This is a genomic window from Nitrosomonas sp. Is35 (assembly GCF_033063295.1).
Taxonomy (GTDB): domain Bacteria; phylum Pseudomonadota; class Gammaproteobacteria; order Burkholderiales; family Nitrosomonadaceae; genus Nitrosomonas.
The window spans coordinates 2,422,469-2,442,927 of sequence record NZ_JAWJZH010000001.1; the positions used below are offsets into that span (position 1 = coordinate 2,422,469).

Annotated in this window: 17 protein-coding genes; 13 read left to right on the forward strand and 4 right to left on the reverse strand. The window is 50.9% G+C overall.

Annotated features, from left to right (window positions below; genetic code table 11):
* Window positions 1-36 precede the first annotated feature (36 nt).
* Window positions 37-2,127, forward strand: a complete 2,091-nt coding sequence (locus R2083_RS11510; protein ID WP_317538528.1) for a di-heme-cytochrome C peroxidase — start codon at window positions 37-39, stop codon at window positions 2,125-2,127.
* A gap of 72 nt (window positions 2,128-2,199) precedes the next feature.
* On the opposite strand, the gene R2083_RS11515 is transcribed toward R2083_RS11510, so the two are convergent.
* Entirely contained in the window at window positions 2,200-2,553 is a 354-nt protein-coding gene (locus R2083_RS11515) for a DUF3579 domain-containing protein (RefSeq protein ID WP_317538529.1), read from the reverse strand.
* 392 nt (window positions 2,554-2,945) lie between these two features.
* On the opposite strand from R2083_RS11515, the gene R2083_RS11520 reads away from it, so the two are divergent.
* On the forward strand, window positions 2,946-4,037 hold the full coding sequence (locus R2083_RS11520) for an aminopeptidase (protein ID WP_317538530.1): 1,092 nt from the start codon (window positions 2,946-2,948) through the stop codon (window positions 4,035-4,037).
* Window positions 4,038-4,074: 37 nt separating this feature from the next.
* Complete coding sequence (gene chrA, locus R2083_RS11525; RefSeq protein ID WP_317539000.1) at window positions 4,075-5,427, forward strand: chromate efflux transporter; 1,353 nt, start codon at window positions 4,075-4,077, stop codon at window positions 5,425-5,427.
* A 36-nt stretch (window positions 5,428-5,463) separates the two neighbouring features.
* Here the strand turns inward: chrA and R2083_RS11530 are convergent, their stop codons facing one another.
* The gene (locus R2083_RS11530) at window positions 5,464-6,657 is read right to left on the reverse strand and encodes an HD domain-containing phosphohydrolase (protein ID WP_317538531.1); all 1,194 of its coding nucleotides are present in this window, start codon (window positions 6,655-6,657) and stop codon (window positions 5,464-5,466) included.
* A 142-nt stretch (window positions 6,658-6,799) separates the two neighbouring features.
* Between R2083_RS11530 and R2083_RS11535 the strand changes: the two genes are divergently transcribed.
* The 3 genes from R2083_RS11535 to R2083_RS11545 all read left to right on the forward strand — a co-directional run bounded on the left by R2083_RS11535 (window position 6,800) and on the right by R2083_RS11545 (window position 11,786).
* A complete protein-coding gene (locus tag R2083_RS11535; protein ID WP_317538532.1) occupies window positions 6,800-8,077 on the forward strand; it encodes a DUF2130 domain-containing protein in 1,278 nt (425 codons plus the stop codon).
* Window positions 8,078-8,252: 175 nt separating this feature from the next.
* Entirely contained in the window at window positions 8,253-9,974 is a 1,722-nt protein-coding gene (locus tag R2083_RS11540; RefSeq protein ID WP_317538533.1) for a flagellinolysin, read from the forward strand.
* 198 nt (window positions 9,975-10,172) lie between these two features.
* Entirely contained in the window at window positions 10,173-11,786 is a 1,614-nt protein-coding gene (locus R2083_RS11545) for a multicopper oxidase family protein (RefSeq protein ID WP_317531396.1), read from the forward strand.
* Between the two features lie 25 nt (window positions 11,787-11,811).
* On the opposite strand, the gene R2083_RS11550 is transcribed toward R2083_RS11545, so the two are convergent.
* Entirely contained in the window at window positions 11,812-14,199 is a 2,388-nt protein-coding gene (locus tag R2083_RS11550) for a PAS domain S-box protein (RefSeq protein WP_317538534.1), read from the reverse strand.
* Window positions 14,200-14,338: 139 nt separating this feature from the next.
* On the opposite strand from R2083_RS11550, the gene R2083_RS11555 reads away from it, so the two are divergent.
* Together R2083_RS11555 and R2083_RS11560 are read left to right on the forward strand one after the other, a co-directional pair.
* Entirely contained in the window at window positions 14,339-14,587 is a 249-nt protein-coding gene (locus R2083_RS11555) for a hypothetical protein (RefSeq protein WP_317538535.1), read from the forward strand.
* Between the two features lie 48 nt (window positions 14,588-14,635).
* Window positions 14,636-15,541: an HDOD domain-containing protein gene (locus R2083_RS11560; RefSeq protein WP_317538536.1), complete on the forward strand. Its 906-nt coding sequence runs from the start codon at window positions 14,636-14,638 to the stop codon at window positions 15,539-15,541.
* A gap of 156 nt (window positions 15,542-15,697) precedes the next feature.
* Here R2083_RS11560 and R2083_RS11565 read toward each other — a convergent pair whose 3' ends face one another.
* On the reverse strand, window positions 15,698-16,111 hold the full coding sequence (locus R2083_RS11565) for a multidrug ABC transporter permease (RefSeq protein WP_317538537.1): 414 nt from the start codon (window positions 16,109-16,111) through the stop codon (window positions 15,698-15,700).
* A 73-nt stretch (window positions 16,112-16,184) separates the two neighbouring features.
* On the opposite strand from R2083_RS11565, the gene R2083_RS11570 reads away from it, so the two are divergent.
* The 5 genes from R2083_RS11570 to R2083_RS11590 all read left to right on the forward strand — a co-directional run bounded on the left by R2083_RS11570 (window position 16,185) and on the right by R2083_RS11590 (window position 20,423).
* Entirely contained in the window at window positions 16,185-17,348 is a 1,164-nt protein-coding gene (locus R2083_RS11570) for an alkaline phosphatase PhoX (RefSeq protein ID WP_317538538.1), read from the forward strand.
* A 150-nt stretch (window positions 17,349-17,498) separates the two neighbouring features.
* Window positions 17,499-18,443 (forward strand): DnaJ C-terminal domain-containing protein, encoded by a 945-nt coding sequence (locus tag R2083_RS11575; protein WP_317531401.1) that lies wholly within the window; start codon window positions 17,499-17,501, stop codon window positions 18,441-18,443.
* A 3-nt stretch (window positions 18,444-18,446) separates the two neighbouring features.
* Entirely contained in the window at window positions 18,447-18,764 is a 318-nt protein-coding gene (locus R2083_RS11580; protein ID WP_317531402.1) for a chaperone modulator CbpM, read from the forward strand.
* A gap of 35 nt (window positions 18,765-18,799) precedes the next feature.
* A complete protein-coding gene (gene trxC, locus R2083_RS11585; RefSeq protein WP_317539001.1) occupies window positions 18,800-19,237 on the forward strand; it encodes a thioredoxin TrxC in 438 nt (145 codons plus the stop codon).
* 31 nt (window positions 19,238-19,268) lie between these two features.
* Complete coding sequence (locus tag R2083_RS11590) at window positions 19,269-20,423, forward strand: S1C family serine protease (protein ID WP_317538539.1); 1,155 nt, start codon at window positions 19,269-19,271, stop codon at window positions 20,421-20,423.
* Window positions 20,424-20,459: the final 36 nt, after the last annotated feature.

Consider the following 20,459-nt stretch of genomic DNA (forward strand, 5'->3'; position numbering starts at 1 on the left):
TATTTAAGCAAAAGAATCCTGAATAATTGCTGAACGATGACATTTATCCCAATGTATCCCAGACCATTTAGTCGTTATTTATCCCGCATAAAAATTTTATTGCTGATTTCCAGCTTATTGATCATTACCTGGCTTGTAACCGGCTTATCTTGGCGGCTATACGAGCTTCGTGACAATGATTCCAATCGTGGCGCTCCCATAAGCGGCATCGATAAATTTGGCAGCCAGTTTTCCCGGATTGTCTATCTTGATCAAGGCTGGTCTGCTGCGGATAGTCTGTGGTTCTATACTGCAACGCAAGGCTCCAATTTGTTACCGTACAGTTTCTTCTTGGTATTGGAGCAATCCGGTTCGTCCGCTTTGTTCCGCGCGGATGAAAACATGGATCGCTACGGCTATCTGCCGCAACGTCAAACCAGCAGCAATCCCGATGGTTTACCTGCCGGGATGGTGCGGGATGAATATCAAGGCAAAGCGTACATGGGGTTTACTTGCGCAGCCTGTCACACGACCCAGATCAATTACCAGGGTACCGGAATCCGCATTGACGGCGGCCCCGCATATTCGGATATGGAAACATTCATGATCGATCTGGCTGAAGCTTTGTATGCCACTCTAAAAAATCCGGAAAAATTGCAACGCTTTGTAGCGAATATATTGCAACAAGGTCATTACAATCATGCGGACGATATCCAAGCTGATCTCAGGCAATATGCGCAGCGCATCAAAACCTACACCATCGTCAACAGCCCACGCGATACTCAACGCCCATTGACACGATACGGCTATGCCCGGTTGGATGCATTCGGACGCATCTACAACCGTGTGCTTGAACACCTTATGAGTGCACAGCAAATGCGTGAATTGCTTGCCGGGTTACTTTCCCCGGAAGAGCTGACGCAAGTAATGACAGACATCGAACCTGTTCTCAGCAGCAGTAATCGCGACCATATTGTCGAACGGACCCAGATACACCTGACCGGTAAGCAAAGCATTCAATTGCGCAATAAAATCTATAATCCGGCCGATGCGCCGGTCAGTTATCCGTTTCTGTGGGATGTACCGCAACACGATTATATTCAATGGAATGGCCGGGTCGACAACAGCGGATTGGGACCGATGGCGCGCAATGCCGGTCAATTGATCGGCGTATTCGGCACACTCGATTGGCAGGAAAAAGACGGCTTTACCTTATCCTCGGTATTAGGCGGGCAGGGATTCGGCTCCAAACATATCGATTTTCAATCTTCCATTGATATCCGCAATTTGCGCCGGGTGGAGAATCATCTGCGCAAATTAAAGTCACCGCAATGGCCGGAGCACATCCTGCCCAAAATCGATTCCACACGAATGACCCGGGGTGCTGAATTATTTTTACATTATTGTTCCGCTTGTCACAGCCAAATTGACCGTGCCGCCCCCGATCGCCGCGTTGTCGCTCAAATGATCGATGTGTCTTTGGTCGGAACCGATTCTAAAATGGCGGAAAACGCCATTGCGTTTACCGGCTATAGCGGTATCTTGCGCAATCAATACGTCAGTGTCGGCACGGGAAATATATTGCTGCAACAACAAGCACCGGTGGTTGCACTGCTCACCGCCGCAACCCGCAATGTGGTGACAACCCCCGATCGCGATAAATGGTTTGCGCGCCGATGGATTGAGCGATCATTTGATTTTGCCTACACTTTCTTTGACAACGAAGTACAGCCTTCTCTGAAAAACGGTCACTACACACCCGACACCACCGTACGACCTTTTGCTTCGGCAATGGCGTATAAAGCCCGCCCGCTGAATGGCATTTGGGCAACCGCCCCTTACTTGCACAATGGTTCGGTACCGACACTGTACGATCTGCTGCTGCCAAAAAGAAGACCGGATGATCCGGTAGAGGGAGAATACCGCCCAGATGAGTTCATGGTCGGATCGCGCGAATTTGACCCGGACAAAGTAGGATTCAAATCGGCGGGTTATGACGGTTTTTTGTTCCGTACCAGCATTTGGGGTAATCACAACAGCGGCCATGAATATGCTGCCGGCCGCACACCGCTACCGGATGGAACACTGCTGCCTGCGTTAAGCAAGGAGCAACGGCTGGATCTGCTGGAATATCTTAAGTCTTTGTAAGGAAGCAGGAAGCAATCTGTCTTAACTACTTAGAACCCGGAATTAACCGGAATCGATTTTCCTTCGATACCATCACATTGCAAATGTCAGTTTCCGCACAGGCACAACAATCTCCTGCACTACAATGGATTCCTGTGGATGGATTATTACTTCTTCTTCCAGTTCTATTTTTAAACGATTACTGGATGCAAATGCCATGATAAATTGATAAGTGGCCGGATCGATGTCTTGCAGTATCTTTTCCACTCGCACGCCTATCTTGCCTTGGCATATGACCGGCTGGGCATAATTCGAATACACCCACCGCCCCCGGTTATCGTAGCTGGCCAATGCGCCACACAGCCGCTCCGCCCAATCACTGGGGCGAAATGGCCGCCCCTCGCAGGTAACACCTAAAATGAGAAAGGACTCAGATCCGGCTTGCATACACGAAACCATGTCGAGAAGAAAAATTAAGCGGATTTAAGAACGGAATAAATCGATGCCATAATGATTTCTTGCGCTGGCATGACAGCATGCTGTGAGAAAATTTTTTGTAAGCACGGCTTAGATTCATCATGAGCACCTTCTTTCCTTTTTAATCCAGATGCTTATATCGGCACCACCGGAGAAAAATAGAGAGTACCGATAGCAGATGCTTAAAAATTGCGATGGAATTAACCGGAGAAATTAGAATCTGATGACTTCACAACTGAAATAGCACACAATTCAATCTAGGTTTGATCTATCTCATTTATCGGGCTGAATCCAATGAACATGATGACAGCGCATACAACCGCGGTTTTTACCCGAGCTCTATTATCCCGCCAGGAATCGAAGTGTTAGCACGCGTTCCACGTACCTTGTTACTTGCCACGATCATGAGTCTGATCATCTGGCTTAGCGCTTGCACTAATCTTCCTTATTACGCGCAGGCCATCGACGGACATTTCGGCGTCATACACCGTTCGCAGCCGATCAGCAAAGTAATTGCAAACCCGGATATTGATCCGAAGTTGAAACATTCACTCGCCAAGGTGGTGCAGTTGCGTGAATTCGCCAGCCGCGAATTAAAGTTGCCGGATAATCTGAGCTATACCAGTTATGCCGATTTGGAGCGCCCTTTTGTGGTATGGAATGTTTTCGCAGCCCCCGAGCTCTCCGTCAAGCTGAAAGAATGGTGCTTTGTGCAGGTCGGTTGTGTTAACTATCGTGGTTTTTTCTCGCAAGCCAGCGCCGAACGTTACGCGGAAGAGCTCCGCAAGGAAGGCTATGACGTGCATGTTGGCGGAATCCGCGCTTATTCCACGCTGGGTTGGTTCAGCGATCCGGTCTTGAACACTTTTATCGGTTACTCAGAGATGGATCTGGCGCGTTTGATTTTTCACGAACTGGCGCATCAGGTCATGTATGTATCCGGCGACACTGTTTTCAATGAATCCTTTGCCACCGCGGTGGAACATGAAGGCATCAAGCGCTGGTTTGAACGCAGCGGCACAGCTACGGAACAAATTGCTTTAGCCGCGCGGCAGGAAAGAGAAACCATCTTTACCGGTTTGGTACTCAAACATCGCAAACGCTTGCAAGAACTCTTTCAGTCGGACTTGAATGACACTGAAAAACGGACACGCAAGGCGCATATCTTCGACGAATTACGCGCCGAGTTCTTGCACTTGAAAACCGAAAAAAACGATCTCAGCAGTTACGACCGGTGGTTTTCGCAATCGTTAAATAATGCCTTGCTGGCAACGGTTTCGATTTATACGCAATTGCTACCGGCATTCCAGGGGATTCTGAAACAGCATGACTGGGATATGGAACGATTCTTCGATACGATTACAAAACTGAGCAAGCTGCCGGAGCATGAACGAAATTCGATACTGCAAAAAGCTGCCGAAGGCAGTCAATCATGGAAAACCGCTGAGCAATAACCTTCACATCCCATTCCACACTCCTCATCCACCGACTATGTCACCCGAAAAACAACAAACCGTAACCCGGCCGGAACCGGTATCTTTCATGGAAGCATTCGTTTATTGGCTGAAACTGGGTTTTATCAGTTTTGGCGGACCAGCTGGGCAGATCAGCATGATGCACCAGGAATTGGTCGAGAGACGGCGCTGGATTTCCGAGCAACGCTTTTTGCATGCGCTGAATTACACCATGGTGCTGCCCGGCCCGGAAGCCCAGCAACTGGCCACCTACATCGGTTGGCTAATGCACGGCACCTGGGGCGGTATTATGGCCGGCGCGCTGTTTGTACTGCCGTCGCTTTTGATTCTGATCATTCTGACGTGGATCTACCTGGTTTATAGTGAAATACCGGCTGTCGCGGGTATCTTGTATGGCATCAAACCCGCGGTTACGGCAATTGTTCTTTTCGCAGCTTACCGGATCGGTTCGAGAGCGTTGAAGAACAATCTGCTGCGCGCTATTTCGGTCGCGGCATTCATCGCCATCTTTGCATTCAACATTCCCTTTCCCTATATCGTACTAATAGCAGGGTTGATCGGATACATCGGATCGCACTATGCACCGGACAAATTCAGAGCAGGCGGACATCACGAAAAATCAAAAAACACGTACGGCCCGGCTTTGATCGATGATGACACCCCTATTCCGGAACACGCCCTATTCCGATGGAGCCAATTCATACTGCTTATTGTAATCGGACTGTTCATCTGGAGCGGTGTCATGCTATTGCTCGCCATGCAGTATGGCTGGGATGGCACGCTGACACAAATGGGCTGGTTTTTCACCAAAGCAGCGCTCATGACATTTGGCGGCGCTTACGCGGTGCTGCCTTATGTTTATCAAGGTGGTGTCAAGCATTACGCGTGGTTGAATCCGGCACAAATGATCGATGGACTGGCACTGGGTGAAACCACACCCGGCCCGTTGATCATGATCGTCGCGTTTGTCGGTTTTGTCGGCGGCTGGACCAAAGCGCTGTTCGGACCAGATTTACTGATGTTAGCGGGAATTTGCGGCGCCGCTATTGCGACGTTATTCACATTTTTACCGTCTTTTCTTTTTATTCTTTTGGGTGGCCCTGCGGTGGAAGCAACCCGTCACGACCTCAAATTTACCGCGCCGTTGACCGGCATCACGGCTGCGGTTGTCGGGGTTATTGTCAACTTAGCGATATTCTTTGCTTACCATGTCCTGTGGCCGCAAGGATTTGATGCCGGATTTGAATGGTTCTCCGCTTTGATCGGAGCCTGCGCATTTATCGCTTTATTCAACTATAAAGTGGGAATTGTTACGGTGATCTGCACCTGCGCCACTGTGGGGCTGGGATATACTTTGCTGCTGAATTGAAACCCGCGCGTTTAAATTAACCGCCAACGCGCCACTTTAATTGCTTACGGCAGTTAACCGGGAAGTTATTTGTTGCTGGATTGAGTCCTCGGTTAAATCTTTGTATTGCTCCCGTATCGCGATAATTTTATCGATATTCTCAATAAATAATTCCACTAATTGAGGATCAAAATGCGTTCCCGCTTTACTCTCGATATATTCGATTGCTTTCCGCACCGGCCACGCTTCTTTGTAAGGCCTTTGTGACGTGAGCGCATCAAATACATCGCTGATCGCTGTAATGCGGCCTTCAATAGGAATCGACGCTGCTTTCAGTTGTTTGGGATAACCGCTCCCATCCCAATGCTCATGATGCGACAGTGCAATACTCGCTGCCAATTGCACCATCAAGGATCCGTGACTGGCCAGCAAATCGGCACCCATTTGCGCATGATTACGCATTCTCTCCCATTCCATATCGGTAAGCTTCCCTTGTTTCAGCAAAATATGGTCAGGGATACCAATTTTGCCTATATCGTGCAAAGGCGCGGCTTTTTCAATCAGATAACAAATATGCGCGGGCAGACCCAATGCTTCCGAGAGAATACGCGCATATTTACCCACGCGTATGACATGCTTTCCGGTATCGTTATCACGCATTTCACTGACTCTGGCCATGATATTGATTAATGTATCCGTGGCTTTATCCAGCTCTGAAGTGCGCTCTTTTACTTTTTTCTCCAGTTCTTTTGCAATATCTTGCTTTGCTAAATAAGCGGCCCTTACCCGTAGTAAATTCTTTACGCGCAAAATTACTTCCGTTTGGTCGAATGGTTTATTCACAAAATCCTGCGCACCCAGCAACAATGCTTTATTCCGGGTCTCGTTACCCTGTTTTCCGGTTAATACCAGAATGGGCACGAGTTGCTCGCTGACCGGCGACGCATTGATTTGCCGCATGACCTCGAATCCATCTATTTTTGGCATTTCAATGTCAAGCAATAACAAATCGTAATTATTCTCCTGCATGGCAGGCAAAACCCGCGTGGGATCCGTCAAACTCGTATGATGATAGTACCCTTCCGATTCCAATAACTTACTCAATATCAATATATTAGTAACGGAATCATCACAAATCAGAATTTTTAAATGTGCTGTATCGATGGCCATAATGCTTTGTTTCTTTATAGTTGTAATACCACTTGGTAGCGGCAAAAATGATAGATTATTGAGTGGTATTGGCCCGTTCATTCCGGGTGTGACTGACGCACTCCTGAACTGCTATATCAGCTTATGAGCAATAAAATTAGCTTGTCACGCAATAAGAATTCTCCAGCTGATATGATTCCGTACCCAATAAAATTCCCGATATTCTGATTACGAAGGAATCACCATGAGCGAACCCACCATTCATTGCCCCAATTGCGCAACGGAAATCAAACTGACCGAATCGCTCGCCGCCCCGCTGATACAAGCAACGCGGCAAGAATACGAATCGAAATTGGCGCAAAAAGAAGCGGATGTTTCCAAGCGCGAAGCCACACTCAAAGCCCAGCAGAGATCACTGGAAGACGCGCAGAAAACCATTGATGAGCAAGTCGCCAGCAAATTGAAGGCGGAACGCGCACTGATCGCCGCCGAAGAAGCCAAAAAAGCAAAATTGGCAATGGCAACCGACTTGGAAGCGAAATCAAAAGAACTGACCGAATTGCAGGAAATTCTCCAGCAACGCAACAGCAAACTGGAAGAAGCGCAGAAAGCGCAGGCCGATTTGATCCGGAAACAGCGTGAACTGGACGATGCCAAACGCGAATTGGATTTAACCGTCGAAAAACGCGTGCAGGAATCGATCACCCTGGTTCGCCAAAAAGCAAAACAAGAAGCCGAAGACGGCCTCCGGCTCAAAGTCAGTGAAAAAGAGGAACAGATTGCGTCAATGCAGCGGCAGATTGAGGAGTTAAAGCGCAGAGCCGATCAGGGTTCGCAACAACTCCAGGGCGAAGTTTCGGAACTCGAACTGGAAACCACACTGCGGCTCAAATTCCCGCTGGATAGTATCGAGCCTGTTGCCAAAGGCGAATTCGGCGGCGATGTGCTACAGAGAGTCATGGGGCCATTGGGACAATGGTGCGGTGCGATTTTGTGGGAATCCAAAAGAACCAAGAATTGGAGTGACGGTTGGCTGGCAAAACTACGCGGCGATCAACGCAGCGCGAAAGCGGAAATAGCGGTGCTGGTATCCAGCACGTTACCGAAAGACATTGAAACATTCGGTCAGATCGATGGAGTCTGGATTACCGAGCCTCGTCTGGCGCTGCCGCTTGTCATCGCTCTGCGTCAATCCCTGATCGAAATCGCCAGCACACGGCAAACCCAGGAAGGACAAGAAACCAAAATGGAATTGGTCTATCAGTATTTGACCGGACCAAGATTCAAACATCGCATCGAAGCCATTGTCGAGAAATTCTCCGACATGCAGGCTGATCTCGACAGAGAACGCAAAGCCATGACGCGGCTCTGGGCCAAGCGGGAAATGCAAATTCAGGGTGTCATTGAATCCACCGTGGGCATGTATGGCGATCTGCAAGGCATTGCAGGGCGGGCGCTACCAGCCATTGAGGGATTGGAGTTACCGCTGCTGGATTTGAAAGACTCCGGTAACGAACCTTAGCCAGCAACTTCATATCCACTGCAAAAACCCTCCTTATCCCACGCACCACAATAGCTTCAGGAAATTTCATCCGACCGGCCGGGATAAACTCAGTAAGAAAATTTACTCGAGTATCTAAAGAAATTTAACCAGCTTTCGTTAAAAAAAGCGTACTTGTCACGCCACATGATAAAAAATGAGTTTATCGATCAATACCAATCTAGGAGCGCTGAATAGTTCGCGGTATTTGTCCGCAACTACAAATGATCTCGGCCGTTCATTAGAACGGCTGTCATCGGGTATGCGGATTAACAGTGCCAGGGATGACGCGGCGGGCCTCGCCATCTCGGACCGGATGACATCGCAAATCCGCGGCTTAAATCAGGCGACCAGAAATGCCAGCGATGGAGTCTCGATGCTGCAAACCGCCGATGGTGCATTGACTTCGATGACTTCCGCATTGCAACGTATCCGTGAACTCTCCATACAAGCAGCGAATTCAACTAATAGTCTCAGCGACAAGAAAGCATTACAAGAAGAAGCGAATCAACTGATTCAGGAAATAGAAAACGTTTCCACCACAGCTACATTTAACGGCGACAAAATATTCGATAATTCCGGCAGCAGTGTTCTCGGTAATTCCGATCAACTGGCTGTTATGTATGGATTACAAAATGGCTGGCTGGAAGATGCGGAAAGCAAGATCCAGCAATATTTCGGCATTTCCGCCGATGGCGCCGATATGAATATCGAACTGACAACGTTTACCGATGGCGCGGGTGGAACTGCTGCCCGGGTGGTAGGTTCGGTACCCGGAAGCTATACGGGTAAGGCGGCTAATGTCAAATTGCAGATCGATATGAGCGACTTCACGCCACCCAATTTACCCGACGGCGGCAATGCGCCATTTTATAACGACCGGATTATTGCGCATGAAATGGTACACGCCGTGATGTACCGGAGCATGAATATCGGTTCGATGTTTGATCCCGCCGGAGATCAAACATGGTTTATGGAAGGCGCTGCGGAATTCATTCATGGTGCCGACGAGCGCTTACAATCCTCGATCAGCGGCGTCGGCATCGGCGGTGTCATGGCTAAAGCAGCAACTTTCGGCTCAGCCGGTGCAGCCTGGGGAGGAACTTCGGATGATTACTCCGCAGCCTACTCCGCCGTGCGCTACTTGCATCAAGTGATCAAGGACAACGGCGGCTCGGGCATCAAAGATGTCATGGTTTACTTAAACCAGAATCAAAGCGCCACACTCAGCGATGCCATTAATGCCGCGACGGGCGGTTTATATGCAAACGCCGATGCCTTTAATGCCGATTTTGTCACGAACGGAGCCGCATACATTGCCGGTATGAATCTGACCGACACCGATACTGGTGCGATCGGCGGCTCAAATGCCGATGGAGGCGCAATCCAAACCGCCAAAAGCGTTATTTCCGATACCAGTTCAAGAGGCGGCACCAATCCGCTCGGCGGATTTAACGAAATCTGGGAAAATATAAATGCCGCTGCGGTCGGTAATAACAAACAGTTGCAGGTCGGTGCAAACAAAACCGACACCATGAATGTGACCTTCGGAGCGGTCAATACTGCCGCGATGAGTATCCAAAGTGTCGATCTGGTTAACAATGCAGGATTTGCCACCTACATGATGGATCTGGCGCTGAATCATGTCAATGAAGAAAGATCGAAGATCGGTGCACAGCTGAACCGGCTGGAATCGGTCATTACCAACAACAATACCAGTGTCGAGTCTACCGTGGCGAGCCGGTCACGTATCCAGGATGCCGACTATGCGCAAGAGACCACTACGTTGACGAAAACACAGATTATGCAGCAGGCCGCCACTGCGGTATTGGCACAAGCCAATACATCGCCGCAAATGTTGATGGCGCTGCTCAAGTAAGCCAGTCGTATTCTAGACTTCCCATCCCGCTTTTTATCCTCCTGTTTTTTGCACAAGAATTATTTCACTCACCTGAAATCCGGTTGCTTATTACGTTTGAGCTGATACACTGAATTCCAGGAAATAGTGACAGCGGAATCATCCGCAATTTGATGTAAACCGCTCGAAACTGATTGTTAATCACACGAAAGGTTTATCATGACAGACATTGATTATAAAAGGCGCCAATTCCTGCAATACAGCGCTTTAGGCACCCTGGCTGCCACCCTGCCCGGTTTCGCATTGGCCGATAACCGAGTTATTAACAAAACGCCCGATCATTCATTCAAAGCCGACGTTGAAATTGCGTTAACCGCTCAGAATGCGGACGTTTCTATCCTGCCGGGTGCTCATACGCATGTTTTCAAATACACCGGAAAATTACTCAAAGGGCCTCAAACCGCGCTCAAGGAATTGCCCGGTTATTTGGGACCGATCCTCAATTTTGAACGAGGTCAGAAAGTCCGGATATTCTTTTATAATCAGCTACCGGAACCATGCGCTACCCATTGGCACGGCATGCATGTACCACAAGTGATGGATGGCCATCCAATGTATGCGATCCATCATGGCGAGCAGTATGTTTACGAATTTGAGGTAAAAAACCCAGCCGGTACCAATTGGTATCATTCACATACCCATGAATTAACGGCTTCTCAGGTATATCAGGGCTTGGCCGGACTGATCACCATCACCGATGAAGCCGAGCGTAAACTGGAATTACCCAGCGGTGAATATGACATTCCGCTGGTCATCCAGGATCGCAGTTTCTCGCAGGGTAATCAATTACGTTACATGCTCAATATGCACCAGCGCATGCGCGGCTTTCTGGGCGACACGATCCTGGTGAATGGCCAAAGTGACAGCCCTATCGCCGTTAAAACACGGGCGTACCGCTTGCGCATCCTGAATGGATCGAACTCCAGAATCTACAAGCTGGGCTGGGATGACGGCACACCGTTAACCGCGATCGGCACCGATGGCGGGTTACTGGAAAAACCGGAAACTTTCCCCTACATCATGCTCGCCCCCGCCGAGCGGGTAGAGCTGTGGGTCGATTTCAGCGGCCGCAAACCCGGTTCCGATCTAACGCTGCAAAATCTTGCTTACCAGGGATCCGCCGCGCATATGGGAGGAGGCATGGGAGGCGGGCGCCACGGTATGGGCCGGATGGGCATGATGGATGGCGCTTCAGGTCAGAATGACGTGTTTCCTATCGTTAAATTCCGGATCACCGGACAAGTCAGCGATTCACCCGCATTACCGGCCGCATTGATTCCATTGCACCGCTTGACTGCCACGGATGTTACCCATCCGGACACCACTGTGCCGATTACCATCGGCATGCGGCATATGGCATTCAATCTCAACGGCAAAACGTTCGAGATGCAAAACTATTCCGAACTGGAAAAAATTCCGCTTAACTCCGTTCAGAGAATCAAAATATCCCATGATAACCAGGGAATGGGTGGAGGAATGCGCGGCGGCCGAGGTGGCGGCATGGGCATGATGATGGCATTGCCGCACCCTATCCACATCCACGGCCAGCAGTTTCAGATCCTATCGCGCAAACAAAACAACCAGGGCGGCGCTTACGATACGGTCAAAGACGGATTCATTAACAGCGGCTGGAAAGACACTGTCTTGGTCATGCCGGGCGAAGAAGTGGAAATCATTAAACCCTTCAAGGACTATAGCGGCTTATTTCTTTATCACTGCCATAACCTGGAGCACGAAGACATGGGCATGATGCGCAATTACTTTATCAGTTGATTTCTCGCAAACCGGCTTGCTGGGTTTATCGCGCATATTCCACTGGCAACTCAATCCAGAAAGTACTGCCTACGCCCAATTCACTGTCGGCACCGACCGTACCGCCCATTAATTCGACAATCTGGCGCGTAATGGATAATCCGATACCGGTCCCTTCAATGCCGCTATTCGTAGCATCCAATCGATTAAACGGCTGGAAGAGTTCGGCCATTTTATGCGTCGCGATACCGTTCCCGGTATCGGTAATGAGTATCCGCAAATTGCCCGTGGTGTCCGGTGAGGCGCTCGCGCCGATATGCACTGTGCCGCCTTTGCGGTTGTACTTAACGGCGTTGGATATCAGATTGAGCATGACTTGCTTAAACCGGATTCGATCGGTATGAAGTACCTTACCGGCCACGCCAGCTTGCACCAGTTGAACACCCAGCTTATCCGCTTGGGTCTGCACCAAGCTGATACACTCCTCGATAATCGGGCCAATTTCAACCGGCTCCAACTTCAGATCGATCCGTCCCGATTCGATCCGGGCCAAGTCCAGCACTTCATTAATCAATGCCAGCAAATGCGTGCCCGCATTCCTGATTTCCTTGATGTACTTAAGATGTTGACTGCGGGGATCTTCCAGTTCCATTAATTGGCTAAACCCCAGAATCGCATTCAGGGGTGTGCGTAGTTCATGGCTCATACTGGAAAGAAATTGGGATTTGGCCTGGTTGGCCCGCTCCGCTTCTTGCCGGGCATGAATAAGCGCCTCCTCGGCAGCCTTGCGCTCAGTAATATCTTCGGCGATACCCTCGATGCACAAATCGCCGTTCGCATCACTGGCCGGATGCGCCGAGGCCAGGATCGTGTGCTCGCTGCCATCCGGATGAACAAAACTCATCTCGAATTGCACAAAATCCATTTTTCCTTGCGCAATCTGGGTAGCGACAGAATAAGCATGATCCAGCGAATCCGGGTGCCAATTAGTAATGCGATCCCAGAATCTTCCGATGGCTTCTTCCTTCGTAATACCAAAAACTTTATCGACCCCGCTGCTGATGTAGGTGAGCTCCCCTGTCAGCGCTTTGTGGCTATAAATGACAAATTTACCACCGATGTCTTCCACCAAGCGTTGATATCGTTCCTGACTTTCCCGCAGCGCCTGTTCCGCCTGCAAACGCGCGGTAATATCTTCGATAATCGACCAGATCAACTTCCGGCCAGAAGCATCGCGGATCACGACACCGTTGAGTTGAACCTGATACCGGCTACCATCCTTGCGGATATATTCCTTGCGGTAAGGACCGAAACTGCCCATCGCTTGTAGACTCTCAAGCTGGCGCGCCTCATCGGCAGCATACTCCCGCGGTGTAATATCCCAGTACGTCAGATTAAGAAATTCCTCGCGCGTATAACCGGTAGGCGCTAACAAGGCATCATTGAATTCGATGAATTGACCGGTAGCATAATCATTTAAGGCAATACCAACCGGTGACATTACGAACAACGTTCTCAGACGTGTCTCACTATCCTGGTTCTTTTGATGAAATCTGGCTATCGCAATCAGCGGCAATAGAATTAAAACACCGGTTAGAATCAAGCCCAGCCGGAAAAGAATAGACTCGCCACTTGCGGCAGACCAGCCACCTTTGGGGATTGCCGCCATCTGCCAGGAACCATTATCCGGCAAGGAGATATCGAGTAGTACAGGATGCTGATCGAAGATTTGACTGGTTCCGAAAAACACCTTGCCGTTTTCCGGCCCATCGTTCCGCCGCAGCGCAATATCAAATTCTTCCGCAAGAACCAGTAAACCGCTTGCCCGGTATAACTGATCCACATCGATCACGGCGGAGATCACTCCCCAAAATGCGTGATCCTCTCTGGATTCATGGCGATCGAGAAATACCGGGATGCGCGCGATAAAACCTTGGCCACCTTGAACCAGATCGACTGGCCCGTCAAATATAAGACTTTCACTGTCTCGCGCTCGCAGCACGGCTTGGAGTTGCTTGGGATGATGGCGGAAATTCAAACCGATGGCCGCTTCGTTGCCTTCGAGCGGATACATATACTTTATGATTAAATCGGGCGCGGCGCCGATATTGCGCAATTGCGACCGGCCTTTGAACAAATACTGAGCTAATTGGGCAAATTTATCCGCCGGCAGATCCGGTTCAACCGAAACCGACGCGACCAGACCCTGAACCAGTTGCGCATTACTGGTGATGTGACCTTCCAAAGTAGCACGCAACAGGCTAAGCCGGGTAAATACCGCATCACGCAAATCGCGCTCCTGGTTACGCGTATGCAAATGATCGACATAGAATCCGACCGGCAGAAGGCAAATTCCAACCACGAACACCGGCAAAAAAATAAATTGCCTATTGTGCAGGCAAGACAGGAAACGAGCGGCGGCGTTATGCATCATAAGTCACGAATAATGAAGCCGGATCAATCATTGACCACTGGAATTATCGATTTACGGGCAATCCGTACATGGCGCATTGCACCGGATAAAAAAAGAGTTGCATGAGAAAGCATAGCTGAGCAATGGAATAAAAAATTACATGGCCGATGATTATCCGCCCAATCGTATCAGACACTCTGGCGTTTTTTATTATTGTTTTCCAATTTCTCATCATATCCGTCGTTCGATTCCATTCATCAAAGAAACGCTGAGAAAACTAATTTTGCTCGTCAGTATCGGAAAAACCGCAGAAAAGATTACCTTTCACATCGCTGTTTATCCTATAGAAATCACACCAGCTTTTTATAATGACACATCCCGGCATGCATTCCGGCCATCGATAATTTAATGATTTTGGAACGGCATCAATGTTACTCATTAATAATAGGTAAACAACATGAATCAGATTGCATTCAATGAAACGAAATACCGGCCAGAAGAATCCGCCCCTATCGATTTGCAACAAATCCTAACGCATATCAATACACTCCCGGCCATGCCGGCCATTGCGCAAAAATTGCTCGGGCTGGCGTTGAACACAGATCATGGCGAAACGCAGATGCTCAAGCTGGTCGCGCAAGACTCGCAGATCTCAGCCAAGATCATCGGATTATCAAACTCCGCTTTGTTCGCCACGCCTGGCATTATCACGTCGATCATCGATGCCGCCATGTATCTCGGCTTGACGCAAATAAAATCGGTCGCCATCGGCATGGCAACCGTTTCGGCATTGACCAAACCGCCCGAAGGCAAATTGAAATCCGCCGATTTATGGGCTCACAGCATGACCATTGCCTCGGCCATGCGCGTTATTGCCAAACACATGCCCGCAAAAACCAGACCCGTGGACGAACAAATTTTTCTCGCGGGATTGCTACACGACATCGGTTATAACGTGCTTAATTTTATTGCCAAGGATACGTGCAACGCACTCTACGAAAAACTCAGCACCCCATCGGATGCATCACCGCTGGAAATAGAACATGCGCTGCTCGGCACGCATCATGGCGAGATCGGCGCACAACTCGGCATTCACTGGGGGCTACCGGCTGAAATCATTGCCGTCATCCGCTATCACCACATCCCTAATAGCGCGAACGCTGAAATCGGCCAACCGCTGGTACGGCTCGTCAATCTGGCCGAGCGAATGCTGCCGGATTTTGCAATCATCGAATCCACCGCGCAAGAAATCACTCCACAGGAATGGATCGCACTTGGCATCGATCCAGGCAAAGCAGACAGCATTGCCGAGGAAATCAGCAGTGTGGCAGAGCAGGCCAAGCAACTGATCAGTATCATTTAACCATGCTAACCAGCCACTTAGCCGAACCGGCCTCGATTCTTACAGTAGCTATCGAAGCCAGCGCAAGTAAAATTGCCGTCAAAAATGAATTCGCCCGCTTCTAACTTTTGAGCGAATCCAATTTAAGTGTTGAGCTATAAAAGGTAGTAAGAAACATCAAATTTCCTCAGCCGCATTCTGCCTCGACGCATAAACATACCCCCCAATCGCTCCCACGACCAGCCCTAGCGGCGCTGCGATAAAGAGTCCGATCATCGATCCTTGGCTGGTATCTTTGGAAATGACCATCGGCCCGAGAAAACCCAGGGTAAAGAACAGTCCGCCCAGGATTAATGCACCGCCGGTAACTGCAACCAAAGTGCTTATTCTTTCTCCCGCAACCAGTTTCCAGGTAAACCACGCGGCGAAGGTTGCGCAAACAACCGAAACGGTGGCGGAAAGCCAGGCAGGAAAGCCGGTTGTAATCGTTAGAATGGTGCTGATAGAAAACAGTACAATCAAAAACATCAAAAAAGAGACGAGTGGTTTAAGGATCTGAATCATTGCAGCGTGTATCCGTTGAGTGGTCATTTAACAGCGCAGCATTGTAAACTATCTCCCGGACATCCACCGCTTGGTTTTACCACATGAGGCCAGCTTCACTATGAACACATTTAACCCGCAGCGGCGCAAATTATTGCAGTACGGTTTCATGGCATTGGGTGCGTTTGCCGGTAATGTTTTGCTGCCGTCCGCTGTCCGGTCGGCAGCGTCGCTGGCAGTGCTGGGCGATCTTTTGCCGCCGGACCGGAACGGTGTGCGCTTGCCCGCAGGATTCACTTCGCGCATCGTGGCTCATTCCGGGCAAACAATTTCCGGTTACCGCTGGCATGCCGCGCCGGATGGCGGGACTACGTTTGCCGCCCCGGATGGCGGCTGGATTTATGTTTCCAATAGCGAATTGGACAACCAGGCGGGCGGCGTAGGCGCGTTGCGCTTCAATGCTGCCGGTGATGTTGTCGATGCGTATCCGATCCTGCAACATACTAACCGCAATTGCGCGGGCGGGCATACGCCGTGGCAGACTTGGCTGTCGTGCGAGGAAATCGATAAAGGCCGGGTGTGGGAATGCGATCCGTTTGGCCGCAAGGCGGCGCAAGTCCGCAGCGCGCTCGGCGTATTCCGGCATGAAGCGGTTGCGGTGGATACGCAGAACAAACAGCTTTATCTGACCGAAGACCAGCCGGATGGCTGTTTGTACCGCTATACCGCACATGCACTCGATGCCGCCGGCAATCCCGGTCTCGACGAGGGTGTGCTGGAAGTGGCCGAAGTCATCGATGGCCGCATTGGCGCGGTGCGCTGGCACGCCCTGCCCGACCCTCAAGCGGTTTCCATACCAACCCGAAAACAAGTCGCCAACAGCACCCGGTTTGATGGCGGGGAAGGCATCTGGTATCACCAGGGCATCGTTTACTTTTCCACCAAGGGCGACGATCGCGTGTGGGCGTATGACGTGGAACGCCAGCACCTCAGCATCGTGTACAACGCCGCGTTATACCCGCGGCCGGTCTTGACCGGTGTGGATAATATCACCGGCAATGCAGCGGGAGATTTACTGATCGCCGAGGATAAAGGCGATATGCAGATCGTGGTGCTGACCGCCGGTAAGATTTTGCCGCTGTTGCAGCTGGCGGGTCATGACCGCTCGGAAGTCACCGGTCCGGCGTTCAGTCCCGATGGTTCGCGCTTGTATTTCAGTTCGCAGCGCGGCAAAACCGGGCGCGCCGAGGATGGCATGACGTTTGAAATCTCCGGGCCATTCTGAAGCTATTTCCTGACACTTGATAAATTCCTGCCGTGAACCCATTTAGTCGTGGAGAATGGGTAAGCAATACGGATATGCATGCAACTTCACTAATGCGCTGAAAGCGGCAATAATGAGATGCCGGAAGCGTAATCAACGAGGGGAACTGACTTGGAATTTAAGGATTACTACAAAACATTAGGTGTCTCGCGCGATGCGACAGCGGAAGAGATCAAGAAATCGTTCCGCCGATTGGCACGCAAGTACCACCCGGATGTTTCCAAGGAAACGGACGCCGAGCACAAAATGCAAGAAATCAACGAGGCTAACGCGGTACTGTCCGATCCGGAAAAACGCGCTGCCTACGATCAATTGGGGCAAGGCGGATTTCAGCCAGGCAGCGATTTTCAGCCGCCACCCGGATGGGATAGCAATTTTGAGTTCCGGGGACGGGGATTTAACGGTGCGCAAGCAGCGGATTTCAGCGATTTCTTTGCCGAATTATTCGGCGGCGGCATGGGCGCGGGCACGCGCCATACGCATCAACGCAAACGCGGTGAAGATCATCACGCCAAAATCATGCTCGACCTGGAAGACAGCTATCACGGCACAACCCGCAGTTTGACGCTGCGCATGCCCAAACTCGACGATCAAGGGCGCACCGTGCTGGCCGAGCATACGCTGAATGTGCGCATTCCCAAAGGCGTACACGCCGGGCAAGTGATCCGGCTGGCCGGACAAGGCGGTCCGGGGCATGCCGGTGAAGCGGCCGGAGACTTGTTCCTGGAAGTTCACTTCAAGCCGCATAGCCGTTACCGGATCGAAAACAAGGATGTCTATGCCACATTACCGGTCGCGCCCTGGGAAGCAATGCTGGGTGCAACCATCAAAATACCGGTGCCGGATGGTCAAGTCGAAGTGCGTGTGCCGGAAAATTCCCAGTCCGGGCGTAAACTGCGTTTGAAAGGACGCGGCATTCCGGCGGCAACACCCGGCGATTTGTATCTGGTGCTGGAAGTCGTGCTGCCACCGGCCACCGGTGAAAAAGAACGCACGTTTTATCAAACCATGGCGCAGGAACTCGCATTTAATCCGCGCCAAAATCTCGGAGTCTAGGTCATGTCGAATGAGATTGAAGCCATTTTACTGGAAGATGCCCTATTCAGCCTGGATGAGCTGGCACGAAGCTGCCATGTCAGCCGGGAGTGGATCATCGAACGCGTGCAGTGGGGCTTGTTGCGCAATGACGATTTAATCGGCGCCGACCCGGATGTATGGATATTCGATAGCCGCAGCTTTATGCGCATCAGAAGAATCATCGCGGTAGAACGCGACTTCGAGGGCAATCCGGAATTGGCCGGACTGGTCGCCGATATGATCGAGGAAATTGAATCGCTGCGCGCCCGCCTGAAAGCATCCGGACTGGATGAAAGCTAAGAAATTATCGATTCGATAAACGTATTCATCAGGAAATCACCATGTCTTTACATATCGTATGCCCGCACTGCCATGCCACCAACCGCGTACCGGCAGACCGTCTCGAGGCATCGCCCCAATGCGGCGCTTGCCATCAACCGCTGTTTGCCGCACAACCGGCCGAATTGACGGAGCATCATTTCAACCGGCACATCACCAACAACGATATTCCGGTGCTGATCGATTTCTGGGCGCCGTGGTGCGGCCCCTGCCGCATGATGGCGCCGGCCTTCAGCAAAGCAGCGGCTGCTCTGGAACCGCACATGCGTCTGGTCAAAGTCAATACCGAAGAAGAGCAAGGATTGGCCGCTCGTTATAACATCCGCAGCATTCCAACCTTGGTACTATTTAAAGGCGGCCGGGAAATCACCCGGCAAGCGGGCGCGATGGGCGAGCACGATCTGATACGATGGGCACAAGCCTATAGCAAATAATGAAAAATAATCACTAAAGGAGCGAATATTCATGCCCAACGGATTCTTTTCCCGTTTCATCTGGTACACGCTGGCCGGTGTATTGCTGGTGTTATTTTTTCACAGCTTCCTTTACCACTATTTTCCGAATATTTTTCATTGGAATCCCTTTTCCGGCCAGAGCCAGCAAGAGAGCGCGGAACCCCGCGTCGTACAGGCGCGCGGCAATCTGGCGGAAGACGAAAAAAGCACGATTGAATTATTTGAAAATTCGCGTGACTCGGTGGTGTTCATCACCACCCGCCAGCGCGTCATGGATGCCTGGACGCGCAATACTTTTTCCGTTCCCAGCGGCACCGGCTCGGGGTTTATCTGGGATGATAGCGGGCACATCATCACCAATCTTCACGTAGTTAAAGGCGCCAGCGAAGCCACCGTGCGTCTCGCCGACGGACGCGATTACAAGGCTTCCCTGGTCGGCGCAAGCCCGGCGCACGACATCGCCGTGCTGAAAATCGGCATCGGCTTTCAGCGGCCAGCCCCGGTGCCGATCGGCACCAGCAACGATCTTAAGGTGGGGCAAAAAGTATTCGCCATCGGCAATCCATTCGGTCTGGACTGGACGTTGACCACTGGGATCGTCTCCGCATTGGATCGCTCACTCCCCGGCGGCGATGGACGCACCATCGACAATCTGATTCAAACCGACGCCGCCATCAACCCCGGCAATTCCGGCGGCCCGCTGTTGGATTCCGCAGGCCGCCTGATCGGCATCAATACCGCCATTTACAGCCCCAGCGGCGCCAGCGCCGGGATTGGCTTTGCCGTGCCGGTCGATACCGTCAACCGCGTCGTTCCGCAAATCATCAGCCGCGGCAAATATATCCGCCCGGCCATGGGCATCACCGTCGACAGCAAACTGAACAACCGTTTGACTCAATTTCTGAAAGTGAACGGCGTGGTTATCCTAAGCATCGGCCCCGGCTCAGCCGCCGACGAAGCCGGATTGCGCGGCGCAACACTGACCCCGGAAGGCAACATCATCGCCAACGACATCATTGTTGCCGTTGATGGAAAACCCATGGATTCAGTGGAAAAATTGCTGAACCGTATCGATAGCTACAAAGTCGGCGACATCATCACGATTACCGTGCTGCGTAAGGGTGAGAAAATGGACGTGCCGGTTACGTTGCAACCGGGGGAATGATGTTACACAGTCTGCGGAATTCGCATAAAAAGGCGG

Excerpts from the sequence above, each read along its gene's own strand:
- R2083_RS11510 (WP_317538528.1), top strand. The coding sequence starts at position 37 with ATGACATTTATCCCAATGTATCCCAGACCATTTAGTCGTTATTTATCC.
- R2083_RS11515 (WP_317538529.1), bottom strand. The coding sequence starts at position 2,553 with ATGCAAGCCGGATCTGAGTCCTTTCTCATTTTAGGTGTTACCTGCGAG.
- chrA (WP_317539000.1), top strand. The coding sequence starts at position 4,075 with ATGTCACCCGAAAAACAACAAACCGTAACCCGGCCGGAACCGGTATCT.
- R2083_RS11530 (WP_317538531.1), bottom strand. The coding sequence starts at position 6,657 with ATGAACGGGCCAATACCACTCAATAATCTATCATTTTTGCCGCTACCA.
- R2083_RS11535 (WP_317538532.1), top strand. The coding sequence starts at position 6,800 with ATGAGCGAACCCACCATTCATTGCCCCAATTGCGCAACGGAAATCAAA.
- R2083_RS11540 (WP_317538533.1), top strand. The coding sequence starts at position 8,253 with ATGAGTTTATCGATCAATACCAATCTAGGAGCGCTGAATAGTTCGCGG.
- R2083_RS11545 (WP_317531396.1), top strand. The coding sequence starts at position 10,173 with ATGACAGACATTGATTATAAAAGGCGCCAATTCCTGCAATACAGCGCT.
- R2083_RS11550 (WP_317538534.1), bottom strand. The coding sequence starts at position 14,199 with ATGATGCATAACGCCGCCGCTCGTTTCCTGTCTTGCCTGCACAATAGG.
- R2083_RS11555 (WP_317538535.1), top strand. The coding sequence starts at position 14,339 with ATGGCCGATGATTATCCGCCCAATCGTATCAGACACTCTGGCGTTTTT.
- R2083_RS11560 (WP_317538536.1), top strand. The coding sequence starts at position 14,636 with ATGAATCAGATTGCATTCAATGAAACGAAATACCGGCCAGAAGAATCC.
- R2083_RS11565 (WP_317538537.1), bottom strand. The coding sequence starts at position 16,111 with ATGACCACTCAACGGATACACGCTGCAATGATTCAGATCCTTAAACCA.
- R2083_RS11570 (WP_317538538.1), top strand. The coding sequence starts at position 16,185 with ATGAACACATTTAACCCGCAGCGGCGCAAATTATTGCAGTACGGTTTC.
- R2083_RS11580 (WP_317531402.1), top strand. The coding sequence starts at position 18,447 with ATGTCGAATGAGATTGAAGCCATTTTACTGGAAGATGCCCTATTCAGC.
- R2083_RS11590 (WP_317538539.1), top strand. The coding sequence starts at position 19,269 with ATGCCCAACGGATTCTTTTCCCGTTTCATCTGGTACACGCTGGCCGGT.